This is a genomic window from Aliivibrio friggae (assembly GCF_057368515.1).
Window position 1 is genome coordinate 1,461,464 of record NZ_CM170648.1, and the last position, 23,662, is coordinate 1,485,125.

The 23,662-nt window shown below is 37.8% G+C and carries 27 protein-coding genes; 11 read left to right on the top strand and 16 right to left on the bottom strand.

Translation table 11 applies throughout. From position 1 onward, the window contains the following. Positions 1–9: 9 nt before the first annotated feature. Positions 10–858: a DUF2189 domain-containing protein gene (locus AC2INI_RS06725; protein ID WP_486305667.1), complete on the bottom strand. Its 849-nt coding sequence runs from the start codon at positions 856–858 to the stop codon at positions 10–12. A gap of 326 nt (positions 859–1,184) precedes the next feature. Between AC2INI_RS06725 and potA the strand changes: the two genes are divergently transcribed. The 5 genes from potA (at position 1,185) to AC2INI_RS06750 (ending at position 6,312) form a co-directional block, all read left to right on the top strand. Beyond that, positions 1,185–2,303 (top strand): spermidine/putrescine ABC transporter ATP-binding protein PotA, encoded by a 1,119-nt coding sequence (gene potA / locus AC2INI_RS06730; RefSeq protein ID WP_122034767.1) that lies wholly within the window; start codon positions 1,185–1,187, stop codon positions 2,301–2,303. After that, positions 2,287–3,144, top strand: a complete 858-nt coding sequence (gene potB, locus AC2INI_RS06735; RefSeq protein ID WP_045102066.1) for a spermidine/putrescine ABC transporter permease PotB — start codon at positions 2,287–2,289, stop codon at positions 3,142–3,144. Before potA ends, potB begins: the two co-directional genes overlap by 17 nt. Then, positions 3,144–3,914, top strand: coding sequence for a spermidine/putrescine ABC transporter permease PotC (gene potC / locus AC2INI_RS06740; protein WP_122034765.1), 771 nt, complete (start codon positions 3,144–3,146; stop codon positions 3,912–3,914). The genes potB and potC overlap by 1 nt, the downstream gene beginning before the upstream one ends. A 110-nt stretch (positions 3,915–4,024) precedes the next feature. Continuing rightward, positions 4,025–5,059: an extracellular solute-binding protein gene (locus AC2INI_RS06745; RefSeq protein ID WP_122034763.1), complete on the top strand. Its 1,035-nt coding sequence runs from the start codon at positions 4,025–4,027 to the stop codon at positions 5,057–5,059. Between the two features lie 209 nt (positions 5,060–5,268). Further along, positions 5,269–6,312, top strand: coding sequence for an extracellular solute-binding protein (locus AC2INI_RS06750; RefSeq protein WP_122034761.1), 1,044 nt, complete (start codon positions 5,269–5,271; stop codon positions 6,310–6,312). A gap of 88 nt (positions 6,313–6,400) precedes the next feature. Here the strand turns inward: AC2INI_RS06750 and cobB are convergent, their stop codons facing one another. Together cobB and AC2INI_RS06760 are read right to left on the bottom strand one after the other, a co-directional pair. Beyond that, complete coding sequence (cobB, locus tag AC2INI_RS06755; RefSeq protein ID WP_486305668.1) at positions 6,401–7,114, bottom strand: Sir2 family NAD+-dependent deacetylase; 714 nt, start codon at positions 7,112–7,114, stop codon at positions 6,401–6,403. 100 nt (positions 7,115–7,214) lie between these two features. Continuing rightward, positions 7,215–7,325, bottom strand: coding sequence for a DUF3894 domain-containing protein (locus AC2INI_RS06760; protein ID WP_371413437.1), 111 nt, complete (start codon positions 7,323–7,325; stop codon positions 7,215–7,217). On the opposite strand from AC2INI_RS06760, the gene AC2INI_RS06765 reads away from it, so the two are divergent. Next, positions 7,282–8,193, top strand: a complete 912-nt coding sequence (locus AC2INI_RS06765) for a LysR family transcriptional regulator (RefSeq protein ID WP_486305669.1) — start codon at positions 7,282–7,284, stop codon at positions 8,191–8,193. The genes AC2INI_RS06760 and AC2INI_RS06765 overlap by 44 nt on opposite strands. 292 nt (positions 8,194–8,485) lie before the next feature. Next, positions 8,486–9,706 carry a NupC/NupG family nucleoside CNT transporter gene (locus AC2INI_RS06770; protein WP_486305670.1) on the top strand — a complete coding sequence of 407 codons (1,221 nt, stop codon included), beginning with the start codon at positions 8,486–8,488 and terminating at the stop codon, positions 9,704–9,706. Positions 9,707–9,843: 137 nt separating this feature from the next. Here the strand turns inward: AC2INI_RS06770 and AC2INI_RS06775 are convergent, their stop codons facing one another. The 6 genes from AC2INI_RS06775 to AC2INI_RS06800 all read right to left on the bottom strand — a co-directional run bounded on the left by AC2INI_RS06775 (position 9,844) and on the right by AC2INI_RS06800 (position 13,056). Continuing rightward, positions 9,844–10,134, bottom strand: a complete 291-nt coding sequence (locus tag AC2INI_RS06775; RefSeq protein WP_045102058.1) for a putative quinol monooxygenase — start codon at positions 10,132–10,134, stop codon at positions 9,844–9,846. Between the two features lie 75 nt (positions 10,135–10,209). Continuing rightward, complete coding sequence (locus AC2INI_RS06780; RefSeq protein ID WP_122034755.1) at positions 10,210–10,521, bottom strand: cupin domain-containing protein; 312 nt, start codon at positions 10,519–10,521, stop codon at positions 10,210–10,212. A 12-nt stretch (positions 10,522–10,533) separates the two neighbouring features. Continuing rightward, complete coding sequence (locus AC2INI_RS06785) at positions 10,534–11,190, bottom strand: Qnr family pentapeptide repeat protein (protein WP_122034753.1); 657 nt, start codon at positions 11,188–11,190, stop codon at positions 10,534–10,536. A 179-nt stretch (positions 11,191–11,369) separates the two neighbouring features. Further along, complete coding sequence (locus tag AC2INI_RS06790; RefSeq protein WP_122034750.1) at positions 11,370–11,801, bottom strand: hypothetical protein; 432 nt, start codon at positions 11,799–11,801, stop codon at positions 11,370–11,372. 149 nt (positions 11,802–11,950) lie between these two features. Next, positions 11,951–12,562 carry a sugar O-acetyltransferase gene (locus tag AC2INI_RS06795; RefSeq protein ID WP_486305671.1) on the bottom strand — a complete coding sequence of 204 codons (612 nt, stop codon included), beginning with the start codon at positions 12,560–12,562 and terminating at the stop codon, positions 11,951–11,953. Between the two features lie 50 nt (positions 12,563–12,612). Then, a complete protein-coding gene (locus AC2INI_RS06800) occupies positions 12,613–13,056 on the bottom strand; it encodes a PACE efflux transporter (RefSeq protein ID WP_486305672.1) in 444 nt (147 codons plus the stop codon). Positions 13,057–13,240: 184 nt separating this feature from the next. Between AC2INI_RS06800 and AC2INI_RS06805 the strand changes: the two genes are divergently transcribed. Then, entirely contained in the window at positions 13,241–13,402 is a 162-nt protein-coding gene (locus tag AC2INI_RS06805; protein ID WP_486305673.1) for a CCGSCS motif protein, read from the top strand. A 47-nt stretch (positions 13,403–13,449) separates the two neighbouring features. Here AC2INI_RS06805 and AC2INI_RS06810 read toward each other — a convergent pair whose 3' ends face one another. Both AC2INI_RS06810 and AC2INI_RS06815 read right to left on the bottom strand, forming a co-directional pair. Continuing rightward, positions 13,450–13,776, bottom strand: a complete 327-nt coding sequence (locus AC2INI_RS06810; protein WP_486305674.1) for a DUF4144 family protein — start codon at positions 13,774–13,776, stop codon at positions 13,450–13,452. Between the two features lie 21 nt (positions 13,777–13,797). Beyond that, positions 13,798–15,729: a transglycosylase SLT domain-containing protein gene (locus tag AC2INI_RS06815; RefSeq protein WP_486305675.1), complete on the bottom strand. Its 1,932-nt coding sequence runs from the start codon at positions 15,727–15,729 to the stop codon at positions 13,798–13,800. Between the two features lie 316 nt (positions 15,730–16,045). Between AC2INI_RS06815 and AC2INI_RS06820 the strand changes: the two genes are divergently transcribed. Next, complete coding sequence (locus AC2INI_RS06820; RefSeq protein WP_486305703.1) at positions 16,046–17,353, top strand: polysaccharide deacetylase family protein; 1,308 nt, start codon at positions 16,046–16,048, stop codon at positions 17,351–17,353. Between the two features lie 38 nt (positions 17,354–17,391). On the opposite strand, the gene AC2INI_RS06825 is transcribed toward AC2INI_RS06820, so the two are convergent. From AC2INI_RS06825 to AC2INI_RS06845, 5 genes are all read right to left on the bottom strand, one after another. After that, complete coding sequence (locus tag AC2INI_RS06825) at positions 17,392–17,790, bottom strand: DUF3465 domain-containing protein (protein ID WP_162922520.1); 399 nt, start codon at positions 17,788–17,790, stop codon at positions 17,392–17,394. A 63-nt stretch (positions 17,791–17,853) separates the two neighbouring features. Continuing rightward, the gene (locus tag AC2INI_RS06830) at positions 17,854–18,399 is read right to left on the bottom strand and encodes a VRR-NUC domain-containing protein (protein WP_486305704.1); all 546 of its coding nucleotides are present in this window, start codon (positions 18,397–18,399) and stop codon (positions 17,854–17,856) included. Between the two features lie 68 nt (positions 18,400–18,467). Further along, positions 18,468–18,593: a hypothetical protein gene (locus tag AC2INI_RS06835; RefSeq protein WP_256372595.1), complete on the bottom strand. Its 126-nt coding sequence runs from the start codon at positions 18,591–18,593 to the stop codon at positions 18,468–18,470. 160 nt (positions 18,594–18,753) lie between these two features. Continuing rightward, a complete protein-coding gene (locus AC2INI_RS06840; protein WP_122034732.1) occupies positions 18,754–19,410 on the bottom strand; it encodes a class I SAM-dependent methyltransferase in 657 nt (218 codons plus the stop codon). 75 nt (positions 19,411–19,485) lie between these two features. Continuing rightward, positions 19,486–20,838 (bottom strand): MATE family efflux transporter, encoded by a 1,353-nt coding sequence (locus AC2INI_RS06845; protein ID WP_486304411.1) that lies wholly within the window; start codon positions 20,836–20,838, stop codon positions 19,486–19,488. A 123-nt stretch (positions 20,839–20,961) separates the two neighbouring features. Here AC2INI_RS06845 and AC2INI_RS06850 point away from each other — a divergent pair, with 123 nt between their 5' ends. Together AC2INI_RS06850 and AC2INI_RS06855 are read left to right on the top strand one after the other, a co-directional pair. After that, a complete protein-coding gene (locus tag AC2INI_RS06850) occupies positions 20,962–21,906 on the top strand; it encodes a LysR family transcriptional regulator (RefSeq protein ID WP_045102047.1) in 945 nt (314 codons plus the stop codon). Between the two features lie 101 nt (positions 21,907–22,007). After that, positions 22,008–23,618, top strand: a complete 1,611-nt coding sequence (locus AC2INI_RS06855; RefSeq protein ID WP_486304412.1) for an NAD(P)/FAD-dependent oxidoreductase — start codon at positions 22,008–22,010, stop codon at positions 23,616–23,618. The last annotated feature ends 44 nt before the right edge of the window (positions 23,619–23,662 follow it).

Sequence of the window (23,662 nt, forward strand, 5' to 3'; positions counted from 1 at the left end):
TTTTAATACTCACGCGTTGAAAATATTATTGTTTACATCTTTATTTTGGCGGTGCTGAGCCTCACCATCGTTACTGCCACCATTACTATCGTTATCATGGTCATCATCAGATACCATTACTTTCAATGTAATACCAAACATATTTCGATATAAGATCCCTTTTACATTAAAGATAAATGGCATAACCACGATTAAACCCACACCATATAATGCAATACCAAACACTAAAGCCAACATGATCACGACATGAATAAGCAGCATCGAGGTTAGTTTTTTATTTGTCGCTCTAAAAGAGAGTAATAATGCTTTTAATGGCGGAATTTTTTTCTCACACACTAATAATAGAGCAAAACCAAAGGCCATCGATAAATACAAGGCAATCATAGGCAAATAAATATTCACTAAACCCTGAAGGACTTCAGAAAGAATCGTCACTAACGCAACCATCCCTGCAGATGCAATACCCTTAAAAATATAGCTTGAACGACACTTCAACCCAGCAGCGTGACTCATCCCCATTAAGCTAGCACCAGCAGTTAATGGCGAAACGATGACTTGTGCACTCAAACCGGCAACGAATGCCGCATACGAAATTTGAGTCGTTAGCTCTGTTTCACCTAAAAAAGCACGAAATAACACAGCCGGATCACCGAGTTGTACTTGTAAGGCTATAAAAAATACCGCCATATAAGAAAAGGTTAATAATAAGATTGCTGGAGAAAACGTAAAAAAATGCGTAACGGTATTCTTCCAAGCTTCTTGGAGTACGCTCACAGGACTTAATTCTACTTGCCCTGAGATTGCTTTCTCAATACTTCCACCAAGAAGAAAGGTTTTTTCTTTTAGTTGATCGCTCATTTCTGTGTACCACAATAAAACATGCTGCGATTATACGGTGTTCATTCACTTAGTGCAGTAGACAAAAAAAAGAAATTTACGAATCCTTTAAAAGTAATGATTTTTAATTGTAACAAAATGGAGCAACTTACTGATTTTTGTCTATAATAAAGCTCAAGTTATATACACTAAACCATTAAATGATGCCGTGTAATAAAAAAAATTGAATAATCAAATAAAAAACCCTTTTCATATCGTAACTTGGGGTCTATTATGCGCCCGAAATCCCATCTTACATTCATAACACTAAGCGCGGTATCACTACCCAAGGCGGAGATAAAAAGACATTGAACGTTACACAACAATCCGAAAAAGAAGCCGTTATTAAATTAACAGGCATTTCAAAAAGTTTTGATGGCAAAGAAGTGATCTCTAAATTTGATTTAGATGTAAATCACGGTGAATTCTTAACAATTCTTGGCCCGTCAGGTTGTGGTAAAACCACAGTGTTACGCATGATCGCAGGTTTTGAAACCGCTGATGCAGGAACAATTTTACTGGATTCGACAGATGTAACGTCAATACCCGCAGAACAGAGGCATGTGAATACCGTATTCCAAAGCTATGCCCTATTCCCACATATGACGGTATTTGAAAACGTTGCGTTTGGTCTACGTATGCAAAATGTGCCAAGTAATGAAATTGAACCTCGCGTAACTGAAGCGTTACAGATGGTTCGACTAGCACAAATGGCAAATCGTAAACCTCATCAGTTATCTGGTGGACAACAGCAACGTATCGCTATTGCACGCGCAGTAGTAAATAAGCCTAAGGTTCTACTATTAGATGAATCTTTATCTGCTCTTGATTACAAATTACGTAAACAAATGCAAATTGAGCTTAAACAATTACAACGTCAGCTGGGTATTACTTTTATCTTTGTAACTCACGATCAGGAAGAAGCTCTTTCGATGTCAGACCGCATTATTGTTATGCGTGATGGTATTATCGAACAAGACGGAACGCCTCGTGAAATTTACGAAGAACCTAAGAACTTATTCGTTGCTCGCTTTATCGGTGAAATTAACGTGTTCGCAGCTACTGTACTAGAACGCCTTGATGAAAAACGCATTAAAGCTGAAATCGAAGATACGTCTGCAATTGTTTACTGTGAACTGGATGTTAATCCTGGTGACAAAGTAAAAGTATTGCTGCGTCCTGAAGATTTACGACTTGAAGAAATTAAAGAATCAGATACTAAAGGCATCACAGGTTACGTTCGTGAACGTACCTACAAAGGGATGACATTAGATTCTGTACTTGAATTAGATTCTGGTATGAGAGTAATGATCAGTGAGTTCTTTAATGAAGATGATCCAGATGTTGATCACTCTTTAGGTCAAAAAGTAGCAATTACTTGGGTTGAAAGCTGGGAAGTGGTGTTAGCAGATGAACAAGAAGTTTAATCTCCAAAATATCATCATCACAATTATTGTAACTTGGTTACTGCTGTTCGTTTTCATTCCAAATGTAATGATTATTGGCACCAGTTTCTTAACTCGTGATGAAGCAAATTTAATTGAAATGACGTTTACGATGGATAACTATCTACGTCTTTTTGATCCCCTATATGCAAAAGTACTGTGGCACTCATTTTATATGGCCATTGTTGCAACGCTAATATGTTTAGTTGTGGGTTACCCATTCGCTTACATTGTTGCAAAAATGCCTGAAAAATGGCGTCCATTTATGCTGTTTTTGATCATTGTTCCTTTTTGGACTAACTCATTGATCCGTACTTACGGGTTAAAAATAGTGTTAGGCACGCAAGGTATCTTGAATAAAAGCTTAATTGCTATGGATATCATCGATAAACCAATACGTATTATGTACACAGAAAGTGCAGTTATGATTGGTTTGGTCTATATCCTATTGCCTTTTATGATCTTGCCACTGTATTCCGCCATTGAAAAACTGGATGGTACATATTTAGAGGCTGCTCGTGATTTAGGTGCAAACAAACTTCAAACATTATGGAAGATTGTTTTGCCACTAACAATGCCAGGAATTATCGGTGGGTGTCTGTTAGTTCTTCTACCTGCATTAGGGATGTTCTACATTTCTGATCTACTAGGTGGCGCGAAAAACCTATTAATTGGTAACGTTATTAAGAGTCAGGTTCTTAATGCTCGTGACTGGCCATTTGGTGCAGCAACCAGTATTGCCCTAACCTTAGCAATGGCATTGATGCTGTACGCATACTATCGTGCAGGCAAGTTATTAAATAAAAAGGCGGATCTAGATTAATGGGACGCACAATAAAATTCAGTTTCATGAGTTTGGTATATATTTTCTTATACCTACCAATCATTGTTTTGATTGTGAACTCATTTAACGCAAGTAAATTTGGCATGAAATGGGGCGGCTTCACAACTAAATGGTATGAAGCGCTATTAAATAATGACAGTTTAATGCAAGCGGCTTGGCACTCAATCACTATTGCAGTGATTTCAGGTACAGCAGCAACCGTTATTGGTAGCTTAACGGCAGTAGCCCTATTCCGTTACCAATTTAAAGGCAAGAAATTCGTTAACGGTTTATTGTTTATCGTAATGATGTCACCTGATATCGTGATGGCAATTTCATTATTGGCTATCTTCTTGGTGATCGGCTTTGAACTTGGCTTTTTAACCCTGTTAATTGCTCACATTACTTTCTGTCTGCCATTTGTGGTTGTGACAGTATACAGCCGCTTAAAAGGCTTTGATGTGAAGATGCTAGAAGCAGCCCGTGATTTAGGGGCAAGTGAATGGGTAATTCTAAAACAGATTATCTTACCGCTTGCAAAACCAGCCGTTGCTGCAGGTTGGCTATTGAGCTTTACATTATCTCTTGATGACGTAATTATTAGTTCATTTGTAACGGGGCCAACTTATGAAATTTTACCTCTGAAGATATACTCAATGGTAAAAGTTGGTATTTCACCTGAGGTCAATGCCCTAGCAACAGTAATGTTAATTGTTTCACTTGCTTTAGTTGTACTATCTCAATTACTAGCAAGAGAAAAAATAAAGTAAATTACAAATTAATTTTAAAATCAATTGTTTAGTATAAACAATAGAATCTGGAAGACATGCCTTTTGTTCGACATGTCTTCTTTTTTATCACTCTAATGGAGAGTCAATCAATGAACAAAATGGCTGCGTTTTTTACTGGAACCGCCTGTGCTTTAGCACTAACAATGAATGTTGCTAACGCAAAAGAAAATGATGAATTGGTATTCATGAACTGGGGACCATACATCAACAGTGATATCTTAGAAGAATTTACTAAAGAAACTGGCATTAAAGTTATCTACTCTACTTATGAGTCTAACGAAACTTTATACGCAAAAATGAAGGCTCATAACAAGGGTTACGATCTTGTTGTTCCTTCAACTTATTTCGTTGCAAAAATGCGTGACGAAAAAATGCTACAACCAATTGATAAATCAAAAATTTCAAACTTTAATGGCTTAGATACAAACTACCTAGATAAAGCATTCGATCCAAAAAATGAATACTCTATCCCACACGTAGTTGCTATTACAGGTCTTGCCGTAAATACTGAAATGTATAATCCAGACGATTTTAATAGCTGGAGCGACCTTTGGAACCCAGAATTTGAAGGTCAATTAATGTTAATGGATGACACTCGTGAAGTGTTCCACATTGCATTACGTAAATTAGGCTACTCTGGTAACTCAACAAATCCAAAAGAAATTGATGAGGCTTACGCTGAACTGCAAAAACTAATGCCAAACGTATTAGTGTTTAACTCTGATAACCCTGCAGCACCATACATGGCTGGAGAAGTTGGTCTTGGTATGCTTTGGAATGGTTCAGCGGCGGCTGCACAAGCAGAAGGTCTACCAATCAAATTAATCTTCCCTAAAGAAGGTGGCATTGGTTGGGTTGATAACTTTGCTATTCCTTCTGGTGCAAAAAACGTAGAAGCATCACATAAGATGATCGACTTCCTACTTCGCCCAGAAATTGCGGCACGCATTTCAGGTGATACTGGTTACTTAACAGCAGTTAAAGCATCAAATGATAAATTTAAAGATGTAGCTCCACTGTTCCCATCTCAAGAAGATCTTGACCGTGTTGAATGGCAATCTGCCGTTGGTGATATGACAGTGAAATACGAAGAGTACTTCTTAAAACTGAAAGCCGGACAGTAACCTAACCCTTTACTGACCTTAATTAATGGCAGCGTTTACGCTGCCATTTTTATATTTATAGATAGCGTATATTCACTCTTTACTCCCTCTTCTTTCCTTAAAAACTAATCTATATCAAGCCCTTGATTTATAAACCCATGAAGTCTGTCTCAATTATTGCTATAATGTTCGGCTAATTAATGGAAATCCCTCTGATATAGGAGAAGGAAATGAAAAAGTGGACCACTCTCGTCTCTACAGGACTGTGCGCTGCAGCCTTAATCGCTGGTAATGCACAAGCTGCAGATAAAGAGCTCTATTTTTACAACTGGTCAGAATACATCCCTAATGAAGTACTAGAAGACTTCACCAAAGAAACTGGTATCAAAGTCTATTATTCAACTTATGAGTCTAACGAAAGCATGTATGCCAAGTTAAAAACTCAAGGTTCTGGGTATGATCTAATTGTTCCTTCAACTTACTTTGTGTCTAAAATGCGCAAAGAAGGTATGCTACAAAAAATTGATAAAACAAAACTGGCTCATTTTAAAGATTTGGATCCGAACTACTTAAATAAGCCGTTTGACCCAAATAATAACTACTCTATTCCTTATATTTGGGGCGCGACAGGTATCGGTGTTAATGCTGATATGATGAACCCGAATGAACTTCACTCTTGGAATGATTTCTGGGATGAAAAGTGGCAAGGTCAGTTAATGATGATGGATGACTCACGTGAAGTGTTCCACATCGCTTTAACAAAGCTTGGTTACTCAGCAAATACAACCAATCCAGATGAAATCAAAGCCGCTTATGAAGAACTTAAAAAACTGATGCCAAACGTATTAGTATTTAACTCTGATTTCCCTGCAAACCCATATCTAGCAGGTGAAACAAGCGTTGGTATGCTTTGGAATGGCTCAGCTTACATGGCTCGTGAAGAAGGCGCTGACATTCAAATCGTTTGGCCTGACAAAGGCACTATTTTCTGGATGGATAGCCTAGCAATTCCTGCTGGTGCTAAAAACGTAGATGCAGCTCATCAAATGATGGATTTCCTACTTCGTCCTGAAAATGCAGCAAAAATTGCATTAGAAATTGGTTACCCAACACCAGTTAAATCAGCATACCCTCTTCTTCCAAAAGAATTTGCTAATGATCCAAACATCTTCCCACCACAAGAAGTAATGGATTCAGGCGAATGGCAAGATGAAGTCGGTGAAGCAAGCGCGCTTTATGATGAATACTTCCAACGTCTAAAAGTAGATATGTAAAATAATTCTACTTAACTTCATCAAGATTGAAGTTACCCAATAAAAGCCAATGAATCACAGCATTCATTGGCTTTTTTAATGATAAGGCTTAGTTCTCTAATAACTCGGAGACTAACTCAGGAACTAACACCCCAGCCTTACCATAACGCTTCTCTTCAAACTCATCATCAACTGCACTTGGCTCTAGATTGATTTCAATCGTATGCGCACCATGAAGTTTCGCTTCATGCACAAAACCCGCTGCCGGATACACAGAGCCAGACGTGCCTATTGAAATAAACAGATCAGCTTTACTTAACGCATCGTGAATCTGTCCCATATCTAATGGCATTTCACCAAACCAAACTACATGAGGTCGTAATTGTGCGGGGATCTGGCAACAATGGCAGAGATCGCCAGTATGAATATCATCCGTACACGTAATCACTTGATTTGATTCTTCACAGCGTATTTTATTCAATTCACCATGCATATGAATCACATTTGAACTGCCACCACGTTCGTGCAAATTATCAATATTTTGCGTCACAATAGTAACCGTGCCATCGAGCTCTTTTTCAAGCTTAGCGAGCGCTTTATGAGCCGCATTGGGCTGTATAGCATCGCTTTTTAACAGAGCACGGCGCTTATTATAAAAGTCTTGAACTAAATCAGGATCCTTTAAAAAACCTTCAGGTGTCGCTACGTCTTCAATTCGATGATTTTCCCATAAGCCATCACTTGCACGAAACGTTTGAATTCCTGATTCAGCAGAGATCCCTGCTCCTGTTAAAATAACAATATTCTTATATGGAAATAGCATTTCATTATCCTTAGCCGCCGTCTTTTATCCCTAAACACTATCATGAAAAAACGATGCCTTTTCAATAGATAACTTAAAACAAAGACACAACTCACTTTATTCAATTCAATCGCTCTATTACAATAGAGATGTTCTTTTTACTGTTAAAGTTACCAATAGAGAAGCCTATGTTAAAGCAAGCCAAACAAATGATCGTGTTCAATGCGCTCACTCAGCAGAAAAGCTTTACCAAGGCCGCTCAGCTTCTGGATATTTCGAGAACGCAAGTTAGTCTTCAAATTCAGCTCCTTGAAGAGCGTTTAGGTGTTCAGTTAGTACAACGAACTACGCGCTCTTTTTCCCTTACTGAAGCAGGTCAATCGTTCGCAGTGCATTGTGCCAATATCGCCGATGAAATTAACGAAGCTGAAAATGAGCTGCTTTCTAATATCGATACACTAAATGGTAAGTTACGTGTCGGTATCGCACAGTCTTTTGCAACCAATCATATATTGCCGTATTTATCTGAGCTTCATCAGCGCTATCCACAGCTTAATATAGAGATAACTTTGTTTGATCATAAGATTGATGTGATTGCAGAGCAATTAGACTTATGGATAGGTGTGATGGATTCTCCTCCTGAAGGATTTGTCGCAAGGCATCTTATTGATTGTCATTTTGTGCTAGTCGCTAACTCTACCTATCTAGCTAAACATGGGATCCCTTATCACCCTTATGATCTTAAGAAGCATAACTGTCTAACTTACATGAGTCGTGAGCGTAAAGATAATGTGTGGGGTTTCCATAGAGGAGATGAGAATCTACAAATAAAAGTGTCAGGGAATTATCGAATTGATTCTGCCGATGCGATTCGTAACGCGACCGTGTCAGGGAATGGTATAGGCTACATTGCAACTTATCTGCTTTCTGATGAATTACGAACAGGTAAGCTTGTGCAACTTCTTCCTGATTGGGAATTAAATCAATCAATGCCTCTTTATGCTGTTTATCCGCGTCGTAAATTCTTAGCCAAAAAAGTACAGATCTTTATGGAGTTTGTTCGCCACCACATTAATGCAGAGAAGATTGATAATGTGTAATGGTTACCTAATCAACTTTTTAATCTTTGCTAATTAGATTAATCGGTAAAAAACCACCACACTTTAGGGATAATAATCATAATTAAACCCCAACATTATCCCATATAGTAACAACTGACTCTTTTATATGTGATAAAGCTCTCAAATAGGCTTTTATTGATGAAACTATAAACAAATCACCTTATTTTTGTTATGGCTATGTAGTTTCAATAACATTTTGATCCTTGTCACACTTTTATTTTTGACTAGAATACCCCCGCAATCATTAACTAAATACTATTGGAGTTTGACCTTGAACTTTTTGGTCAGTATTTTAGGCATTGTTTGCCTATTCGCGATTGCGTTTCTTTTTTCTGAAAACCGACAAGCCATCAAATGGCGCACTGTATTAGGCGCGTTCTTAATTCAGTTATTGTTCGCCGGGTTCATCCTCTACGTACCAATTGGCCAAACTATCCTTAATAGTATCTCCATGGCTGTTTCAGACATTATTGCTTATGGACGTGTAGGCACAGAATTCCTCTTTGGTGATTTAGCCCAATACAAATTAGGCTTTATTTTTGCTGTCAACGTTTTGCCTACCATCGTTTTCTTCTCTGCATTAATCTCTGTTCTTTACTACTTAGGTATCATGGGATGGATAATTAAAATTATTGGCGGCGGTTTACAGCGCTTCCTTGGTACAACTCGTACAGAATCAATGTCAGCAACCGCCAATATCTTTGTTGGATCTGTTGAAGCACCGTTAGTTGTTCGCCCTTTCCTTGCTAAAATGTCACGTTCTGAATTGTTTGCCGTAATGGTGGGTGGTTTAGCCTCTGTCGCTGGTGGAACAATGGTAGGTTATGCCGGTTTAGGGGTTGAATTACGTTACTTAATCGCCGCAAGCTTTATGTCAGCTCCTGCTGGGTTAATGATGGCTAAACTTATTGTCCCACAAACCGAAGAAATTAATGAAGCGGATCAATACGAAGAAGATACCATTGATGATGCACCTGTAAATATTATTGATGCAGCCTCACAAGGTGCATTAAACGGATTACAAATTGTCTTCGCAGTAGGTGCAAGCTTACTGGCTATTATTAGCTTAATTGCCCTAGTAAATGGTGGATTACATAAAGTTGGCTTATTAGTTGGTTTTGATAACTTAAGCTTAGATCTTATTTTTGGTTACCTATTTGCCCCTGTTGCATGGTTAATCGGTGTTCCATGGTCAGAAGCAACCGTTGCTGCAAGTTTAATTGGTAAAAAAATCGCGATTAATGAATTTGTCGCCTTTGCAGATTTAATGGCAGTAAAAGACCAATTAAGTGAGCATTCTCAAGCTATCGTTACTTTTGCTTTATGTGGCTTTGCAAACTTAACTTCTATTGCCATGCTAATGGGTGGATTAGGTGGCGTAGTACCAAGTCGTCGTCCAGATATTGCACGCCTAGGGATGAAAGCCATCTTTGCCGCAACATTAGCAAACTTAATGAGCGCAACAGTTGCTGGTATCTTCCTTTCCTTCTAAGGGAGTCGATACTAAAAAATACATAAGATATAAAAAAGCCACTCATGATGATACGTGAGTGGCTTTTTCTTATTCATGACTTATTAGCTATACAATAAGCTTGCTGCATCTAATAAATCGTCGGTGTTTAATCTATACTAGAGCTTCGTCATGCGATTAAGCACAAATGAGGCGACTGAGCCATCTACCGCTTTTACATACTCAGCAATATGAGCCGCATTTAAATGATCTTGTAAAAGCGCTTCGCTTTCCCATTGCTCATGGAACACAAATACACACGGGTTGTCATTGTCTTGATGTAAATCATACTGAATACAACCAACTTCTTTGCGTGTTGGTTCAAGTAACTTAAGCATTTCTGCTTTAACAAATTCCGCTTTACCTTCTTGTGCTTCAATTCTTGCAACAATAGTCAGTGTTTGAGTCATTATATTTGTTCCGCTCTATTAATAGAGAAGACAGAGTAAACGATTAAAAGCCCAAATGTAAGAACCTTCATTTACTCAATAGAAGACCGCTAACCAAATCGTTAAATTATCAGGATCTGTTTTACTCACTTTATGCTTTTGATGTGCAGGGATAGTTAAATAATCCCCCTTACATAAGGTTTTCTCTGTTCCATCTTCAAATACAATCGTACCAAAACCTTCAAGTACTAAAACCCATTCATTCTCATCTTGATCATACCAACCAGATTCAGGAGAGCTTTGGCCTGACGATACTATTCTCTCTATACGCACAGAATGACTTGTCACTAAATCAGTAAATACCTCATTGCTGAGATCATTAGGAAGGTTTGTAAACAAATTATCCATCCAACTCTCCTATTAATCAGGTAAAACAACTAAACCCAGTGGTTCTAATAATTGCTCTTGTTGCCAACCACAAATTTTAACGCCTGTTAAATCAACCCTACGAGGATCTAAGCCTTCTAATTCACAATGACACAAATTAGCATCTTGCATTTTAAATTGACCCCATACGTCTTCAGAGAATGAACCACGAGATAAATCTGAGCCCTTAAATGAAGCCCCCTGTAAATTAGCACCGTTCCATTTATTCTCAAATAAATCACACTTTTCTATGCACAAACGTTCAAAGTTTGCATAAGACAAGTTACAACCCGTGATATAAGCAGAGCAGAAATACATTTGATGGCTAATTTGATTTACAAAACTGGCTTGAGAAAAATTAGCCCCTTTTAGATCGCAATCTCTGAACTCTACTCCGAATCCATTTGCGCCTTTAAAGTTAGCCATGGTTAAGCGACAGTTTTTAAACGAAGCATCACGCAAGTCGCTGTAATCAAAATGGCAGCCTTCAATTGCACCTTGTTCAATGAAAGTACAATCAACAAATCGAGCGTCTCTAAGGTTTGCGCGGCTAAAATTACAACAATAAAACTTACACCCTTCATAATAAGAGTCACTTAAATCTTGGCGTGAGAAATCTATTTTATCGAATACTTCATTATATATAGCCATGTTTAACCTCTCTAATTTGTGTCAGAGAAGACTATCAGTATCTCTAATAAATACCAATAAATATAAAACCTTTAAATACAGTAAGTTAAAACCATGCTAAATCGCTAATTTAACCCACTAAATACACTCTGTCGGCAACAGTAATTAGATGAAAACCCGAGAATCTCAATAAAAAAGTTTTAGCTTGTAACGCGCATTAGAGAGAGATTCATATGAACTGATTTAATTGTTGAAACTAGATACGTATTTTTACTTTTTGAGCGAAGAAAGAATATCACTTGCTTACTACGAGGAAGGTTCAACTTTAAGATACTATCGCAACAATACATAAGTAATTGTGTTGCCTTATTTTCCCACTCTTCTTTTGTGTCTTCTGTAGACATTGACGCATACAAATTCGTTTTTTGATCTAATCGTTCAGTCATCAAAATAGCTTTTGAATTAAAAATAACGTCTTCACATGCTTTGACCTGACTTTCAGCCAATAACCTTTTTACAAGAATGGCCTGTGCAGCACTGCTTAAAGTAATCGTACTGACAAAGTCATGCTCATTGAAGTAAAGATCAATAGCCCTATTTAATTGATGTAATGCGATTGCTACATTGTCCATAACTGCCTCCTTGGCTATGCAATCGATAGACTATATCCCAATAATAAGCCTACCAATTTATAGTCTAAGAGATTTTATAAACGCATAATGCAATCGCGATCACTAATAACATAAGTTGTTCAAAAAAAAGACAATTGTTAATTCTATCTTTAATTATGTACGTCAAACAATGGCAACCACATTTCATCTAATTCTTCATTTGTCGGCATTTTACTATGAGAAATTGACTTAATTACACGACAAGGATTACCAACAGCAACACAATCAGAAGGAATGTCTTTGGTGACAATACTCCCCGCTCCAATAATGCTTCTATTACCAATGGTTACCCCATCCAGAATAACACTATTAGCACCAATCCATACATTATCGCCAATAACAATAGGATTACCTGTAGCAATAGGAAGCACTCGTTCAGCAAGATCAAAAGGATGTCCGGCAGTGCTAATGACCACATTAGGGCCAATTTGAACGTATTCACCAATAGTTACGGGAGCAAGGTCAAGAATAGTGACGCCTGTGTTTAAAAAACCGCCTTGTTTAAAGCGAATATTTTTCCCCATATCACAATAAAAAGGAGGAATGATGGTAACTCCGTTATTACTTCCTAAGAGATTATCCAATAGTTCTTGTCTAAGTACGCCTTGCGACGGGCGGCTATGGTTAAAATCATAGAGTTTTTCTTCTACTTGGTTTTGAAAATCCATCAATTCACGATCAATAGGAATATGCACACTAAAATCTGACAATTTATGACTCATTCTCACTCCTTGTTAAACGAGACTCCCTATTTAAATCCAACCAAATAAAACTATATTGTTACGTTCTCATTCTTTAACTGAGTTTTATGCTGTATAGGGAAAGCTTTATCATAAGCCAAGTTATAGATATAAGCATAAAACAGATAAAACACAACGAGACCAATATCTAAAATAAAGGCTTCAACTAGGCTGACATTTAAGAACCATGCTATTGCAGGAATAGTAAGAACCAATAACCCCCCTTCAAAACCTAAACTGTGCATAACACGATTCATCGTCGTTTTTACTGTGCTACCTGTTCTTCTTACCATGTAGTTATCAAATAAAATGTTATAGACATAGTTCCATCCCGTAGCCACCACAGAGAAAACAACTCCCATAATACCCACATGCCCCATTTCAAAGCCAAACTGACTTAAGACACCAACAATCAATACCAAACCAATTAATTCAAATAAAATAGCGTGACGAATACGATCTAGACGGCTTCTCATTATATAACTCCAAACGTTAATGTTGGATACATTATATCTACAGAATCGAATATAAATAGTTAGATACCATCTAAATATCAGATGGGTTAAGAGTGATAAGAATGTACTCTTGACTAATCAATAAACAACCAATAAGATGCATTTAAAATACACCTTATTAATCATCTAATCATCAGGAGTTCTTATGACATTCTCACTTAAAAAGATTTTCAAAAAAGAAGAAACTAACAAAGAAACAAAAGCGGTAATTCAACAGCAGGCATCAACTAAAAGCACTGAAGACAATAATGCAGAGAAAAAAGGAAAACACGGTGAACCTGGAGTTTGTTGCGGTTCGTGTTCATAATTTTCGCGTATGAAAACCTCGAGGTATACTTTACCATCGAGGTTTCTTTATGACTCTTTTACAGAATCAATCGCGTCTTTAATGGAGTCAAAACCAACTTTAGCGGCGCAACATAAACCTAAAGAAGATTGATGCTCTTTAATTAGCTCAAGTAAAATATCCATCGTTATTGTTTTGTTGGTACTAATAATCTTAGTCATATTATTGATTGGGTCATTCAAACTAAATATAGCCCCCGTCGAATCAACCAAGATGTCTTTGTCTTGATAGCCTAAATAATGTAATTCCGATTCTATTTTCCATTCGCTTTCACTAGAAATGTAATCAAGCTCTGAATCACCTTCAAATTTTACAATTGCGGGCCAAACTACCATTTATTATCTTCCTCTGTTGTATTAATTACTTTTCTTAAAGCCCCATTCTGAATCATTTAAAAAATCACCCTTTACACCTAAGACATAGCGGTAATACTCTTCAAACATTAGTATGTTTTTAACATAAACTCTTGTTTCTTTAAACGTTATAGATTCAATATAAACAAAAATATCCATCTCATCACTTGCTTGTTTTCGCCATACCCCAGCCATAGTAGGTCCTGCGTTATAAGCTGAAAATGCCAGGGCTCTGTTTTGTTTATAACGTCTTAACAAGGAACTTAAATACTGACTGCCTATCGCTATGTTTTTCTCTGCATCGAACAAATCAGTAGGCTGCTTATACTTTGATTTGTATTTATCTGCCATATACTTAGCGGTACTTGGTAATACTTGCATCACACCCAACGCACCAACGGGTGATTGAGATAAAGAATTAAATCCACTCTCTTGTCTTGCTAGCGCCAATAAGGTAATTGGGTCTATCTTATGTTTTTTCCCATAATGCTTAAACAAAGAGTAATAACGAACGGGAAAACGTAAATCTATATAGTCCCATAGCTCTCCACGCAACGTACTTTCAAATGAGAAGTCATGCCAGCCCTCTTGCTTAGCATAAGCTGCCAGCTTGGCTCTATCGTCATGGCTAGCTCTCGCTATTAAGTATCTCCACTGACTTTTTGCCGGTGCCTCTTTACCTAAACGGAGTAATTCATTAACCCTTTGAAGATCTGGATGGTAATGAATTAGATCATCGAATTGAAAATCAACATTAGCAATTGGGTATTTAATTGCTCTATTTAATGTGATTGCTGCTGCAAAGCTATAAAAGTGTCGATACCCCATTATCCGTTTCAAACGAGCTTCACCTTTCTCTGTTTCTTTTAAGGCGATTTCACTCCTTGCTAACCAATACTGCCAACGATACGTTGCTTGTGCTTCATCTGATAAACGAGCAATCCAGAAGTAAGCCTCTTGCCACTTTGTTTTACTTATGGCTAAACGAACCCTTTGTTCTAATACATAATCGTTATCCGAATGTTTAAAAACGTCGTCTCTCCATGTTATTTCTTTATCATCTGTACTTTGTAAAAGTCGAACCGCAATAAATTCTGACGTATTTTGGATCTCATCGCCTTTATAAGAGTAATGGTCTGTTATATGAGTAAATGCTAAGTACGCTTTATCTATGTAATTCCGAGCCAAATGTTTTAATAGGACTTGAGCATAGTCTCGATTAAATGGCGTATCGTCTTTAGTTGTAAATGCCTTAGTTACTCTGATTGGGTTTTGATACAACATATACATTTCATTAAGGATCAAACGATCGGCTTTAGTTGAAACCAGTTTCGCAAGGTATTTTATTAACTTAGGATTTCGTTTTTCAATAGACAGCAAAGCTCGTTGCTTTATCACATCATCGGTTCTTAACCCGGCATTTGCCCAATGTTGAAACAGCTCATCGCAGGCACTAGAAACACTCTTTCCATTTAGCCATAAAGATTTAGCGCCATCAAAGGCAATATCTTTTTTCCCTTGATGATAAAAGGCAGTGTAATAATAACATTGGTAGTTTTGGTCTTTAGGCAGCTCTTTCTGATAGTCTAATAGATTACCCCAGTTTCTCGTGGCTATCATGGCATTAAGATAATCAACACGTATAGATACAGAGAATGGATAATCAAAAAAATCTTGTGAGAATTGATTCACTTGTTGAGGGGTTTTGTTATTTATATCAAATAAGAAAGCGCGGTAATCAGTATAAGCTGCTAGCGGGTAGTCATCTATACTCGAACGCTTTCTATGATAAACAGAAATGTCTTTGTTATTAAACCCCTGTTGAATCGCATCATAAGCATAGCGATTTAGCCATAATTCAGATACAGCAACAGAGCTTGGGGAGCTAAACATCCCAATAAAAATAACAAACCAATTCACTTTAACTAACCGCATTGAAAATCCTTTTCCATAAATGCATAGATTGAGTTTGGTTCAGTTATATCAAATTATCTAGCCTACTGTCGTTCCATTTTTTAAAAATATCATTTGTAATAAGATTTTCTTTTTCCCCTCCAACTATTAACAATATAATCAGCATTTCTTTTAATTTCTTTTAGTTACACCTCATGGTGAATAACGTCGCAGATTTACACACGCCTATATAAAGCTCTTACTCATTATTTGTTTTGTAATCGGCATTTACTACACTCTTTTTTCATTTTGAAAAGGAATTTGTAAAGTGACAAAATTAACGATATCCAAGATTTCAATGCTAAGCTGCGTACTAGCCCTTAATTCACTACCAACACAAGCTTTTCCTATCGTTAGCGATAACGTTCCTCCCTCATCAGAGTCACCTATTCCAGTATCAAAAACGCCTATGTTTGTTAGTTTAGGTTTTGATGACAATGTAGAATCTGATGGTTTGATATGGGTAATGAATCAATTGGCAGATACAACTAACCCGATAGGAAATGATAAATACGCCGAACAGCCATTATCAGCCTCTTTCTTTATGCATTGCGAGCCAGCAAGAGACAAGGACGAAATAAAGTCATTATGGCGACAACTTGTCATCACAGGTCACGATATAGGTAACCACACAGAAACTCACCCTGATGATAAGGTTAACTATAATCCTCTTCAATCATGGATGACTTCAGAACAATGGCAGCAAGAGGTGGAGAGCTGTAACTCCTGGTTAAAACAATCGATTAAAGATGGAGGGATTGGGGTACAAAGTATTTCTGGGTTTCGATCTCCATATATGACTTATAACGACAATACGCTTAAAGCCATCGTAAATGAGAAAATTCGTTATGATGTCAGCTTTCCCGCAGGAATTACTTCAGAACAAAATGGTCTTAACAATTATTGGCCGTTTACTTTAGATAACGGCAGTCCATCGCATAATCAAGCAGTAAACGGTTGGTGGAAACCTAGTATCAATAACTACCCAGGTCTATGGGAGATCCCTTTACACACATTAATCGTTCCGCCAGACAGTGAATTAGAAAATTATGGATTAAATTATTCCCTCAGAGACAAAATAGCGAGTCGTATTGGCTATTTTGATCCTATCTCAGGCAAAGGAGATAATTTTGACTGGAACCTCTATACCACGCCAAACTGGGGAGCGGCTGGTCTTAATGAAAATGATGTAGTTGCCATATATAGCTACAACCTAGACCTTCGCTTAAAAGGCAATAGAGCACCACTTGTTCTTGGGCTACATTCTGCTTTTTATGGTTACATAAATGGAGAAGAGCATGTTGGCATGCCAGAAACAACCGTTAAGAGCCGTCAAAATGTATTAAAACGATTTATCAAGTATGCACTAACAAAACCAGAAGTAAGATTTGTAAACCACAAGCAGATCATTGATTGGATGGTTTCTCCTGAGCCATTAACATTATGCCCGCAAAAAGAATGGCAAGTGCATAATGTTTATCAAAAAGGCAATACGGTCACTTACCAAGGAAAAATGTGGCAAGCTCAATGGTGGACACAGTTAGAAATCCCTGGGCTCGTAGAAAACTCGCCATGGGAAATAATTAAAACTTGCACACCCTTATAATGAAAATCCCCTTCTGTTTAGGAAGGGGGTTTAAATTTCTATTCGTAAGTACGTCCGTTGTGCTTTAACCATCCATGAGTATGACGATTTCCTGGATCAAGATGGGTCCAATGTACGACACCGCCTTTATTTGAATATTCATACTCACCATAAAACTTAACAGTATCGCCTTTTCTTAAGTTTGGAATTCTCGGTGCTAAGTCAATATTATGTGCAATCAAAATGGTTAAGCGATTATCTAAACGAAGTATAAACTTTTGATGTCTTGAACCTTTATTATCATCCGGCAACACTCGAACAACCTCTCCAGCCCCCTCAACTTGAACATCACTACGTTGAGAATCAAAAGCACGCTTCACGTCAGCGTTACTTGCCCACGCTGAAGATGAAAACAGACCTAGAAAAAATAAGAAACTGACTAATATACGTTTGACCATAATGGACTCTATTACCTACTGCTTAATAAACATATTAAAAATTCGAGTTAATATATAAAAGAATTACACACCTAATGGGTTTGGAAATTGAACAACTTTAATATCATAACTTTTGGGAGTATAAAGGCTGCGTTCTTCTGCAAGATAGGCAACCTCTACATCACATTCTAATACTGATTTAATGTTTGATAAACAGATTAACTCGGCGTCTGAAAGATATTCATCCTCTTTTTTTACCACCACAAACAATATAGAACCATCTGTTTTATATAAGAACAAATCAGGCTCTCCAGAAGTTACTCCTGTTCGTAATCCTTTAAAAAGAGATAACTTATTCGGATTTATATATTGTGCCAGTAAAATTCGTCCTTCAGTATACAAAGGGTTATCTGGTTCCCAATTGCCTAAAGCATAAAACGCCGTACCTAGCCAACCTTGTTTCATATATTGAGATAATCCAAAATACGCCCCAAAATACTCATTGGGTTGCTGCTCAACCACTGTTGGGGTAAATAAACTCAACGGTAACCACTCTCTCTTTCCCTTTATCCAATCATCAAGTAGTCGTTGATGATAGGTAAATACCGTTTCTTTAATCGTGTGAATCATCATAAATTCCTTTTCATAGATACAACAATACTTTTCACTTGGCATGAATCATTACAGAATAGATAGACTCATTTTTTTGAATCTTCGTACTCTTGATATTTCTTTTCTATCCAACGATGCAAATGCAGTCCCGTCTTCTTTCTTACCATGTAAGCGATAAGAGCCAGTAGTACTAAGCCTATTACTGTTCCCATTACATCCCCTTGATTTAAAACATTTAACATAGAGATAAATTACCATGAATTTAGGGTGCAATTTGTGAACTTATTTAAATATCTAGAATGAAAAAAGAAGAGTTTGAGAAGAAGCACTCAGCACATTAGAATGCTGAGTGCTAAATAGCAGGTGATTTTGTTATTTTTTTCGAGCAGAAAAGAGAGCCACACAACCAATAATATTAATTTCCACATCAACAAAAGTATCGTTCAATACCGTTTCTAACGTGTGAACGTCATCGTCTTCATTAGTAAAAATCCCCTTCTTGTTATAGAAGTTCATTAATTTACTTGCAAACACATTTTTCGGAATGCCTTGGCCTAAAATAGTACTGCCAAATAACACCCCACCATCATTTAGCACCTCATGTAGATGCGTAAAAACAACGCTTTTTTCCGATAACTCTCCAGGTAAGCAATGCAGTAAATAATTGATGCTGATTGAATCAAATTTCTCACATTTAAGCTCTAGAGGATCCAGTATATTTCTACGATATACTTCTGGGTTAAAATGTTGAATAGCAGTTGCTGTTGATTCAAGGCTATTTTCATTAAGATCGACTAAAGCGACTCGTCTCTCTGTTAACGATAAGTGGTTTTTTAAATAATACCCCGTACCAACCCCTACATCTAAATGGTTCTTTGATGCAAGCTCAATAAACTGTTGGCTAATTAACTTCGTTGGGCATTTCCATAAATAATGGTTTGAAAAACCTAATACCCATAAATCATAGATAGAGAGTACTTTTTTAGAATACACCGCCTGTCCAGCAAACGTTGCTGACTCTTTATTCATTACTTGTACCCGAAACTGTTTATATAAAGGAACTCGAATTTACCTGAAATACACCAGTTAGCACATCTTACCAGACTAGCTCACTGCATGAATAGTATGGTTCTTTATACCGTTATGACGACGAATAGCGATCATTAGGTGTATAAGTAACAATATCCCTGTTACTCCTAACCCAACGCCAATACCAGCCCAGATCCCCGCTAGCCCAAATAAAGGCGTGAGTAACCACGCCGCAGGTAAACCAAATACCCAATAACCAATCGCCGTCATAACAGTTGGCATAGAGACTATCTTCATCCCACGCAATAGATTAATGGCTAACAACTGCCATGCATCCACAATAAAGCACAAAGCCACAACCCAAATGACAGAGGACAATAATTCCGACATATTATTGGTGCCATCATCCAGCTGGAACAATTCTGCCACCGCTTCTGGCCAAATAATGAAAAGGGCAGATAAGAACACACTTAATACCGTGACTAAGGTAAAACTGTGCAACGAGGTACGCTTTATGCCTTCATAATTCTCTGAGCCGAAGTCACGCCCCACTAGAATGGCTGCCGCTTGTGAGAAACCAAAATTAAAATTCCACGTAAAACTTAAACACTGCAATAAAATTTGATGCAGTGCTAAAGAAGCAATACTGATGGTTCCCGCCATTAGCGTACCACCATAAATTAAGCCATGTTCAAGTAAGGCTGCGACTGCAATTGGTAATCCCATCACGAGTAGCGGAACCATTAATTTCAATGAATACTCTTCAAGATGTAACCAAGGAGCAAATTGTTGATACTCTGCTTGCTTAAATACCCATAAGCCATAACCAATCATCACAACAAAGGCTGATATTGCCGTTCCTAACCCTAAACCAGTAAGACCCATATCAAATTGAAACGTTAAGACATAGCTGATCGGAACATTAAGAATCACAGTAATAACTGACATCACCATAATCGATCTTACATTACCCAATGCACAGGTTAGTCCACGCAGTACAAGTAATATGAATGATGGGAACATAACCCATTTCAAAGCGTGAACGTATTCCATTGCTAAAGTAACCATTTCTTCAGGTTGATTTGCCGCTGTTAATACAAGCGGTGCGTATGAAAAACTAAACATCAATAGCACACTGAGAACAACAGAAAGTAAAACCGCCCCTTTAACCGCAAAGCGGATCTGTTGATTGCCATAATCAGGTCTTGCTAAGCGTTGACCATAAGCAATCGCGATTAAGTTAGCGACACAGCCAACGGTGCTACTACCGATAATAAAAATAAAAAAGTAGATTGAAGCGCCCAGACCACCACCTGCCAATGCAGAAACACTTAACCGCGACATCATCCAAACATCAGTCAGCACCAATGCCATAGAAATAAGTTGTGAGATGATGAGTGGGAATGCGAGTGACAGTATTTTTTTCATAAAAAGAGAATTCTTATATTAATTAAACCAAGGTATCAATTAGCCAAAGTTAAAGGGTTAGAGACTGGTATTCAATTGATATATCCGTCACACTGACATTCCAAAAACTCATGTGAATAAATTATGACCCCTTATCCCAATTTACCGTACTCACATAATGGACTAAAAACCTTTGAATCCGTGGCGCGCCTAATGAGTTTTACCTCTGCCGCCAATGAATTGAATGTGACTCAAAGTGCAGTAAGTCGTCAAGTAAAGCAGCTTGAAGATGATCTCAGTGCATCCCTGATTATACGAAAGCATCGAGCCATTGAACTGACTTTACAAGGATTAGAGCTTTATCATGCGTTACAAGGTAACTATTCCACATTAGAATCAATCATTTCATCTTGGCAAGAGCCAAAACAGAAACGAATCGTTATCAAAGCAACGCTCAGCTTTGCTACTCGGGTACTCATTCCTAAAGTTCGAGAGCTTAATGAACGTTACCCTGATTACGAAATCGTAATTATCCCTTCTTTAGAAGAAGACGAATGTTTAGATAACCCAGATTATGATCTACTGATCTTCCATACACGCTTAAAAGATCATTACGACAACAAAGAAAATATGTTCCTTCTTCGAGAAGAGTTTATGGCCCCAGTGTGTGCCGCAAGTATCGCAACAGAGCATACTAATATAGATTCAATTTTAACGATGCCAAGATTGCACCCTACGCTTGATCATCACGATTGGAAGATGTGGCTAGCAGATGTCGCTATGCCCCCGTATCAACAGATAAGAAATACCAGTTTTCTTTCTCTAGATCTCGCATTAAGTGCCTGTTTATCAGGACAAGGTGTAACCGTTACCGATTTATTGTTAATACTTCAAGAATTAGAAAGAGGCTTCTTCTATTGCCCTGAAAATGTGAAAATTCAGCACAGTGCATGGACCTATTATGGACACCAACGAACCCATTCAGCCGTAATTGATGATCTAATCGAATGGTTAAAAGTGAGTTCAGAAAATGAAATTACATTATTGAAAAAACTGGCAAAAAAACATCATTGGTATGGTGTGATATAAAATGAGTACTTTTGCCGTTTTTAAGCGGTAATATTGATTACATTTTTGAGATAGATCACGTAAACTACGCGCTTATTTTCATGCCAACTATCAGGTGAATTATGATACGTATCAACCAAGTTAAATTACCGCTGGATCACAGTGAAGACGAACTGAAAAATACAGTTTTAAGCACACTGTCTATTACTGAAGAACAGCTGGTTGATATCCATGTATTTAAACGTGGCTATGACGCACGTAAAAAGAATCAAATTTTCTTAATCTACACACTAGATATTACTCTGCAAGACGTGAATGAAGAGCAGCTACTAGGCAACTTTGAAGACAACCATAATATTCGTGTTTCACCTGACACAGAATACAAATACGTTGCCACTGCTCCTGCTGATCTAACTGAGCGCCCTATCGTTATTGGTATGGGCCCATGTGGTTTATTTGTTGCACTTATCTTAGCGCAAATGGGATTCAAACCAATCGTATTAGAACGTGGTAAGTCAGTACATGAACGTGCAAAAGATACCTTCCGTTTTTGGCGTACCAGTGAATTAAACACAGAATCAAACGTTCAGTTTGGTGAAGGCGGCGCAGGCACTTTCTCTGATGGCAAGCTATACAGCCAAGTGAAAGATCCAGGCTTCCTAGGACTTAAAGTAAAAACAGAATTTGTTGCAGCCGGTGCTCCTGCTGAAATCATCTACGTAAGTAAGCCTCATATCGGTACTTATAAGTTAGTGACGATGGTTTCACAAATGCGCAGTAAAATCATTGATCTAGGCGGTGACATTCGTTTTGAAACTCGCGTTGATGAAATCAATATCGAAGACGGACAAGTGACAGGCGTGACACTAAACGGTGGCGAAGTCATTAATAGTAAACACGTTGTTGCTGCGATTGGCCATAGTGCGCGTGATACATTCCAAATGCTACATGACAAAGGTGTTCGTATGGACGCTCAATCATTCTCAATTGGTTTCCGTGTTGAACACAAACAAGAGATGATTGACCAAGCTCGATTTGGTAAAAATGCAGGCCACCCACTTCTAGGCGCAGCTGATTACAAACTCGTGCACCACTGTAAAAATGGCCGCTCTGTATACAGCTTCTGTATGTGTCCGGGTGGTGTTGTTGTTGCTGCTACGTCAGAAGAACATGCAGTAGTAACTAACGGTATGAGCCAATATTCACGTAGTGAGCGTAATGCAAACAGTGCAATCGTTGTTGGTATCTCACCTGAAGACTTTAATAATGATCCGCTGCAAGGTATTGCTCTACAACGTAAGCTAGAACGCCATGCATACGTAATGGGCGGAAGTAACTATGATGCTCCAGCTCAAATGGTGGGTGACTTCCTTGCGGCTGGTAAAGGTAAGCCGTTTGAAAACGTTGAACCATCTTATAAGCCTAACGTTAAAATGACAGATCTTAGCGATGCACTTCCAGATTTTGCGATTGAAGCGATTCGTGAAGCTCTGCCTGCATTTGCTAAGAAAATCCGTGGATTTGACAGTAAAGATGCCATGCTAACTGGCGTAGAAACTCGTACCTCATCTCCGGTACAAATCAAACGTGGCGCAGACTTCCAAAGTCTAAACACGAAAGGATTATACCCAGGTGGTGAAGGCGCAGGTTATGCGGGTGGTATTTTATCTGCAGGTATTGATGGAATTAAAATCGCTGAGGCGGTTGCTCTAGATATGCTAAAAAACGCGTAATCGAGTATCCAAAATAAACGAATAAAACTAAGAGTGGTATGGTT

What these genes read in the sequence shown, in the direction of transcription:
- AC2INI_RS06725 (WP_486305667.1), bottom strand. Translation starts at nt 858, where the DNA reads ATGAGCGATCAACTAAAAGAAAAAACCTTTCTTCTTGGTGGAAGTATT.
- potB (WP_045102066.1), top strand. Translation starts at nt 2,287, where the DNA reads ATGAACAAGAAGTTTAATCTCCAAAATATCATCATCACAATTATTGTA.
- potC (WP_122034765.1), top strand. Translation starts at nt 3,144, where the DNA reads ATGGGACGCACAATAAAATTCAGTTTCATGAGTTTGGTATATATTTTC.
- AC2INI_RS06745 (WP_122034763.1), top strand. Translation starts at nt 4,025, where the DNA reads ATGAACAAAATGGCTGCGTTTTTTACTGGAACCGCCTGTGCTTTAGCA.
- AC2INI_RS06750 (WP_122034761.1), top strand. Translation starts at nt 5,269, where the DNA reads ATGAAAAAGTGGACCACTCTCGTCTCTACAGGACTGTGCGCTGCAGCC.
- cobB (WP_486305668.1), bottom strand. Translation starts at nt 7,114, where the DNA reads ATGCTATTTCCATATAAGAATATTGTTATTTTAACAGGAGCAGGGATC.
- AC2INI_RS06765 (WP_486305669.1), top strand. Translation starts at nt 7,282, where the DNA reads ATGTTAAAGCAAGCCAAACAAATGATCGTGTTCAATGCGCTCACTCAG.
- AC2INI_RS06775 (WP_045102058.1), bottom strand. Translation starts at nt 10,134, where the DNA reads ATGACTCAAACACTGACTATTGTTGCAAGAATTGAAGCACAAGAAGGT.
- AC2INI_RS06780 (WP_122034755.1), bottom strand. Translation starts at nt 10,521, where the DNA reads ATGGATAATTTGTTTACAAACCTTCCTAATGATCTCAGCAATGAGGTA.
- AC2INI_RS06785 (WP_122034753.1), bottom strand. Translation starts at nt 11,190, where the DNA reads ATGGCTATATATAATGAAGTATTCGATAAAATAGATTTCTCACGCCAA.
- AC2INI_RS06790 (WP_122034750.1), bottom strand. Translation starts at nt 11,801, where the DNA reads ATGGACAATGTAGCAATCGCATTACATCAATTAAATAGGGCTATTGAT.
- AC2INI_RS06795 (WP_486305671.1), bottom strand. Translation starts at nt 12,562, where the DNA reads ATGAGTCATAAATTGTCAGATTTTAGTGTGCATATTCCTATTGATCGT.
- AC2INI_RS06800 (WP_486305672.1), bottom strand. Translation starts at nt 13,056, where the DNA reads ATGAGAAGCCGTCTAGATCGTATTCGTCACGCTATTTTATTTGAATTA.
- AC2INI_RS06805 (WP_486305673.1), top strand. Translation starts at nt 13,241, where the DNA reads ATGACATTCTCACTTAAAAAGATTTTCAAAAAAGAAGAAACTAACAAA.
- AC2INI_RS06810 (WP_486305674.1), bottom strand. Translation starts at nt 13,776, where the DNA reads ATGGTAGTTTGGCCCGCAATTGTAAAATTTGAAGGTGATTCAGAGCTT.
- AC2INI_RS06815 (WP_486305675.1), bottom strand. Translation starts at nt 15,729, where the DNA reads ATGCGGTTAGTTAAAGTGAATTGGTTTGTTATTTTTATTGGGATGTTT.
- AC2INI_RS06820 (WP_486305703.1), top strand. Translation starts at nt 16,046, where the DNA reads ATGCTAAGCTGCGTACTAGCCCTTAATTCACTACCAACACAAGCTTTT.
- AC2INI_RS06825 (WP_162922520.1), bottom strand. Translation starts at nt 17,790, where the DNA reads ATGGTCAAACGTATATTAGTCAGTTTCTTATTTTTTCTAGGTCTGTTT.
- AC2INI_RS06830 (WP_486305704.1), bottom strand. Translation starts at nt 18,399, where the DNA reads ATGATTCACACGATTAAAGAAACGGTATTTACCTATCATCAACGACTA.
- AC2INI_RS06835 (WP_256372595.1), bottom strand. Translation starts at nt 18,593, where the DNA reads ATGGGAACAGTAATAGGCTTAGTACTACTGGCTCTTATCGCTTACATG.
- AC2INI_RS06840 (WP_122034732.1), bottom strand. Translation starts at nt 19,410, where the DNA reads ATGAATAAAGAGTCAGCAACGTTTGCTGGACAGGCGGTGTATTCTAAA.
- AC2INI_RS06845 (WP_486304411.1), bottom strand. Translation starts at nt 20,838, where the DNA reads ATGAAAAAAATACTGTCACTCGCATTCCCACTCATCATCTCACAACTT.
- AC2INI_RS06850 (WP_045102047.1), top strand. Translation starts at nt 20,962, where the DNA reads ATGACCCCTTATCCCAATTTACCGTACTCACATAATGGACTAAAAACC.
- AC2INI_RS06855 (WP_486304412.1), top strand. Translation starts at nt 22,008, where the DNA reads ATGATACGTATCAACCAAGTTAAATTACCGCTGGATCACAGTGAAGAC.